At 62.2% G+C, this 1,437-nt stretch carries 2 protein-coding genes and 1 pseudogene; all 3 read left to right on the top strand.

The genetic code is table 11. From position 1 onward, the window contains the following. Positions 1-284 precede the first annotated feature (284 nt). Positions 285-458, top strand: coding sequence for a hypothetical protein (locus QJT78_RS51210; protein WP_162131359.1), 174 nt, complete (start codon positions 285-287; stop codon positions 456-458). A 116-nt stretch (positions 459-574) separates the two neighbouring features. Next, complete coding sequence (locus QJT78_RS51205; protein ID WP_154694111.1) at positions 575-715, top strand: hypothetical protein; 141 nt, start codon at positions 575-577, stop codon at positions 713-715. A 475-nt stretch (positions 716-1,190) separates the two neighbouring features. After that, a pseudogene (locus QJT78_RS51200) lies at positions 1,191-1,328 on the top strand (DDE-type integrase/transposase/recombinase); the annotation flags it as partial. Positions 1,329-1,437 lie beyond the last annotated feature (109 nt).

Here is a 1,437-nt window from a genome sequence, read left to right as displayed (position 1 = left end):
TCTCGGTCATGGCGTATCGCTCTCCTCGAGAGGTTCTGGCAGGCTCGTCACCCGCCTCGATACGCCGCCTTCCTCACACCGTCATCACCCAGATTCCGCCATAGCTCTCGGAAACCCTTGTTGGCCTCGATCATGCCGGCCGCGACCCATCGCAAGGTCATACCGGCATCCCGCCGGCGTTTGACGTTGCGCGTGACCCGGCGAATGGTGCCCTGAAATGGACCCCGGTTTTGGGACGAGAGGCCAGGTTGGAAAAGGGCCGCTCCGTTTGATCGACGGAGGGCATGATGACGAAGAAGACGCGACGGAAGATCGACGCGGTGTTGAAGGCAAAGATCGCACTGGAAGCGGTGCGGGAGCAGGCGACGGCTGCCGATCTGGCCCAGCGCTATGAGGTTCACCGAACCAGATCTATGCTTGGAAGAAGCAGCTGCTGGACCAGGCGGCCCGGCTTTTGACGTGGGTGTCGGGCGCGAGAGCGAAGGAAACGCGCGAACGCGAGATCGAGAAGCTGCACGCCAAGATCGGACAAACTGACGGTCGAGCGCGAGTTTTTAGCGCGGAGGTCCGGAAGATGAGCACGCCGGACCGTCGAGGAATGCTCGAGCGCGTCGACCAGGCGCTGTCGATCCGTCGGCAATGCATGTTGCTCGGCATCGCCCGTTCTAGCGTCTACCGGCCGCTACAGCCGGCCAATTCAACGACCTTGCCCTGATGCAGCGGATCGACGAGCTGATCACCGCCTGGCCATTCCTGGGCTCGCGGCGAATGACCGCGATGCTGAGGCTGAGGGGCTTGCGGTCAATCGCAAGCGCGTGCAACAGTTGATGCGCAAGATGGGCATCGCCGCGCTGGGACCGAAGCCGAACACGACAAAGCCGGCGCCGGGCCACAAGATCTCTGTCCCGATCTGCTGCGCAACATGAACGATCGACCGGCCGAACCAGGTGTGGGCGGCCGACATCACGTATCTGCCCATCGGCCGCGGCTTTCTCTATCTCGTCGTCATCATCGACTGAGCGAGCCGTGCGGTTCTGGCGTGGCGGCTGTCGAATACGATGGACGTCTCGTTCTGCGTGGCGGCTCTGGACGAGGCGCGGCGACGTACGGCACGCCGGAGATTTACAACACCGACCATGGCAAAGGCGTTCTCCGATCGCATCCGCCAGCGCGCTTCCGCTCGCGGTTACAAATGGCATCTGGACGAGGTCGTTATTTCGATCGCGGGCGAACAACATTGGCTCTGGCGCGCTGTCGACCAGAATGGCTTCGTTCTCGACGTCTTGATCCAGCCCCGAAGAGACTCGCGCGCTGCGCAGCGGCTCATGACCCCGCGGGTCACTTCAAATTCCTCCGGGTGTGGTCAGTCAAATTCCTCCACCCGCGAGGCAGGACAAGGGACTGTTAGTTTGAGTTTGTTTCCCGGGCAAGAGCTTC

The organism is Bradyrhizobium sp. Mp27 (genome assembly GCF_029953005.1).
Lineage (GTDB): Bacteria > Pseudomonadota > Alphaproteobacteria > Rhizobiales > Xanthobacteraceae > Bradyrhizobium > Bradyrhizobium barranii.
Note: the sequence above shows the minus strand (reverse complement) of the source record. Positions and strands in the feature narration are given on the sequence as shown.

What these genes read in the sequence shown, in the direction of transcription:
- QJT78_RS51210 (WP_162131359.1), top strand. Translation starts at nt 285, where the DNA reads ATGATGACGAAGAAGACGCGACGGAAGATCGACGCGGTGTTGAAGGCA.
- QJT78_RS51205 (WP_154694111.1), top strand. Translation starts at nt 575, where the DNA reads ATGAGCACGCCGGACCGTCGAGGAATGCTCGAGCGCGTCGACCAGGCG.